The sequence below is a fragment of the Streptomyces sp. KR55 genome, assembly GCF_052245645.1.
Lineage (GTDB): Bacteria > Actinomycetota > Actinomycetes > Streptomycetales > Streptomycetaceae > Streptomyces > Streptomyces flavusporus.
Map to the genome: position 1 here is coordinate 1 of NZ_JBQQCE010000720.1, position 3,303 is coordinate 3,303.

The window sequence follows — 3,303 nt, forward strand, 5'->3', positions numbered from 1 at the left end:
CGCTCGCGACGCCCGCGATGAGGAACGAGACGAGCACCGCCGGCCCCGCCGTGCCGTTGGCCACCGTGCCCGCGAGGGTGAAGATGCCCGCGCCGATGATGCCGCCGACGCCGATCGCGGTCAGTTGCCACAGGCCGAGGGATCGTTCGAGCTGGGTGCCCTCGACGACTTCCGTCTCCTCGATGTGCTCAATGGGTTTGCGGCGGAGAATCCCCTCGCCCAATCGGAGTCTGGCCATGCGCCTCACCTCTTCGCGATCGGCAACCGGCTGACCGCGGATCATGATGGCTCAGCCGCGTCCTCGAAGGAAGACGCCACGCACGCCCTACGGCACCACGGTCACCGGCCAGCGTCCCGCTTTCACCAGCTTCACCGCCACCGAGCCGACGAAGCGGTGACCGGCCTGCTCGGAGGCGCCCACCACGACCGCGTCCGCCTTCAGCTCGTCCGCCGCCTTGACCAGGCCGTTGTAGGGATCGCCACGGAAGGTGTGAAACTCCCAGCGCAGCTCGAATATCCCCTTCAGCCGCTCGGTGGCCTCCCGGATCTCCGTCACCAGGTTCTCGGCGATCGCGTCGGTCGTCGCCGCGACCGGCGCCCCGAGCGCCGCACCGGCCGCCATGACCGGCTGGACGTACACGATGGCGAGCAGGGCCTTCTGCCTGCGGGCCAGGCCCGCGGCGTACGCCGTCGCCCGCATCGAGGTGTCCGAGCCGTCGACGCCGACCAGGATGACCTTCGGGCCGTCCGTGCCGCGCTCGAACTGGTGCGAGTGCTGTTCCGTCACGGCTCGAGGCTATCGGAAGCCGCAGGTCCGGACGCCGGGCGGGAGGCGACGGGCGCCGCGGACGGGGTGTCATGGGCCGCACGGGTGTTTCCTGCCGCCGCTGCGGTGTTGCTGAGATGCGCCGGGCGTGGGCCGGGCGACTGATGAGTCATGAAGAAGGATCAGTTGCTCACGCGGCGCAGGGTGGTGCTGGGCGGCGCAGCCGCACTGGGAGCGGCCGGAACGGCCGGTCTGCTTGCCCTGGGCACCGACAGCGACCCGGTCACACCGCTTGCCCCCGCGGCGGGTCCCCCGGCGCGCCGCCCGCTCAAGCCCTCCGCCCACCGCCTCCAGCCCCTCGCCGGATACGGCCCTCCGGCCGCCTCCGGCCGGACCCCGGTACGCAGTGAACCTCTCCTGCGGGTGACCGGAATCGGCCGCACCATGGTGCTGACCTTCGACGACGGCCCCGACCCGCACTACACCCCGGACATCCTGAGCACCCTGCGGGCCTACGACGTCCGCGCCATGTTCTTCGTGTGCGGAGAGATGGTCGTCCACAACAAGGACCTGCTCGCCGAGATGGCCGAAGAGGGGCACGTCGTCGGCAACCACACCTGGTCCCACCCCCTGCTGACCGGGCTGACCCGTGGTCGGATCCGCTCCGAGATGGAGCGCACCAGCGAGATCATCGAGGAGGCGTACGGCGAGCGGCCCCGCTGGTTCCGCGCCCCCTACGGCGCCTGGAACCGGGCGGTCTTCCAACTCGGCGCCGAACTGGGCATGGAACCCCTCGCCTGGACCGTCGACTCCCTCGACTGGATCGAACCCGGCACCCGCACCATTGTCGACCGGGTGCGAAACGGCGCCGGCCCCGGTGTCGTGGTGCTCTCGCACGACTCCGGCGGAGACCGCTCACAGAGCGTGCGGGCGCTGCGCGACTATCTGCCACAGCTGCTGGACGCCGGCTACCACATCACCGTGCCACGCCGGTACCAGGTGTGAGGGGCGCGCGCCCGCACCGTCGGGGCCCGGTCAGCGGACCTCGACCATGCGGGCGAAGACGACCACGTTCCCGTCGTAGCCGTTCTGCTCGGAGAAACCGCCGCCGCAGGTGATGACCCGCAGCTCGGACGTGCCCTTGGAACCGTAGACCCGGTCGCCGGGGAAGTTGTTCTTCTCGAACACCTCGATGCTGTAGATCTCGAAAACGGCGGTCCTTCTGTCCTGCCGGGTGACCTCCACCCGATTCCCCCGCTTCAGCGATCCAAGACCGTAGAACACGGCGGGCCCCTGGTGGTTGTCGACATGGCCGACGATCACCGCGGTGCCCTTTTCGCCGGGGGCGACGGCACCGGTGAACCAGCCCGCCAGGTTGGCGTTCGCGGGCGGCGGCGCATCGACCCAGCCGGCCGCGTCCAGACCGACCGGCATCATGGGCGCGTTGACCTGGATGGCGGGAATCCTGACCCGGTCCGGTACGGAGTAGGGCAGCGGGGACGGGGCATTCGTGAAGGTGCCCGGGACGGTGCGGGCGTCCGAGGCCGCCGCCGACGCGGGCTGCGGCGGACCCACGTTGAACTCCCCCGAGCCGTTCCGGATGAGCGCGAGACCGGTCAGCAGGACAAGCGCTATCACGCCCCACGGGGCACGCTTCCTCGGCCGCACCTCCTCTTCGGCCGGCCCGAACTCGGAAACATACATTCGCCATCCCCTCTCGACGCGGCCGTCGCCACGTCATTTCGCGCATAGGAGAACGCTAAGTCCAGCGCGAGTCACAGGCGACGGGGCGGATACGAACGAGTGGCCCTGTGCGGCTTCCCGGTGCGCCATCCGAGTCGCCGCGAACAGGAATTTTTCGACGGCGCGTGACCTGCGGCAATATCCGATTGTGTGGTTTTCGCCCGGCGTGTCGCCTCACCAGGACGGACCATTGCCGAAATGCGGGCGCGTCCCCGGCAACTGAGGGTCTGTCTGGTAGACGCTTTCTCGCCGATCGACCGGGGACGGGTCCCGGGGCGTCTTCCGCGGAGGAAGACATGCGAACTCTACGTGCACTGGCGGCCTCTGCGGCTGCCGTCGCCGCCCTCGGGCTCGCCGCTCCCGCGGCCGTAGCCTGGGAAGACCCGAACGGCGGCGGGAACGGCGGCGGCTTCGGTGGGAACGGCGGCAACGGGGGCGACAACGGGAACGGCGGCGGCTTCGGGGGCAACGGGAACGACAACGGCGGCGGCAACGGCGGCGGCTTCGGGGGGAACGGCAACGGCGGCGGCTTCGGGGGCAACGGGAACGGGAACGGTGGCGGCTTCGGCGGTAACGGCGGCAATGGTGGCCATGGTAGGGGTGATGGCGGCGGCTTTGGCGGTAACGGTGGCAACGGTGGGGGTGGGGGCGGCTTCGGCGGAAACGGGAACGGCGGCGGATTCGGCGGGAACGGCGGGAACGGCGGGGGTGGTGGCGGCTTCGGAGGCAACGGAAACGGGAACGGCGGCGGCGGCTTCGGCGGTAATGGTGGCCATGGTGGGGGTGATGGCGGC

General features: G+C 70.5%; 3 protein-coding genes and 2 pseudogenes. 1 reads left to right on the forward strand and 4 read right to left on the reverse strand.

Annotated elements, in window-relative coordinates; genetic code table 11:
* Both ACTWQJ_RS48895 and ACTWQJ_RS48900 read right to left on the reverse strand, forming a co-directional pair.
* Positions 1 to 238 (reverse strand): annotated as a pseudogene (locus ACTWQJ_RS48895) (amino acid permease); the annotation flags it as partial.
* A gap of 87 nt (positions 239 to 325) precedes the next feature.
* Positions 326 to 787: a universal stress protein gene (locus ACTWQJ_RS48900; protein ID WP_129802660.1), complete on the reverse strand. Its 462-nt coding sequence runs from the start codon at positions 785 to 787 to the stop codon at positions 326 to 328.
* Between the two features lie 150 nt (positions 788 to 937).
* On the opposite strand from ACTWQJ_RS48900, the gene ACTWQJ_RS48905 reads away from it, so the two are divergent.
* On the forward strand, positions 938 to 1,771 hold the full coding sequence (locus ACTWQJ_RS48905) for a polysaccharide deacetylase family protein (protein WP_443312812.1): 834 nt from the start codon (positions 938 to 940) through the stop codon (positions 1,769 to 1,771).
* A 30-nt stretch (positions 1,772 to 1,801) separates the two neighbouring features.
* Here the strand turns inward: ACTWQJ_RS48905 and ACTWQJ_RS48910 are convergent, their stop codons facing one another.
* Both ACTWQJ_RS48910 and ACTWQJ_RS48915 read right to left on the reverse strand, forming a co-directional pair.
* A complete protein-coding gene (locus tag ACTWQJ_RS48910; protein ID WP_443312813.1) occupies positions 1,802 to 2,470 on the reverse strand; it encodes a class F sortase in 669 nt (222 codons plus the stop codon).
* A 344-nt stretch (positions 2,471 to 2,814) separates the two neighbouring features.
* Positions 2,815 to 3,303: pseudogene (locus ACTWQJ_RS48915) on the reverse strand (hypothetical protein); the annotation flags it as partial.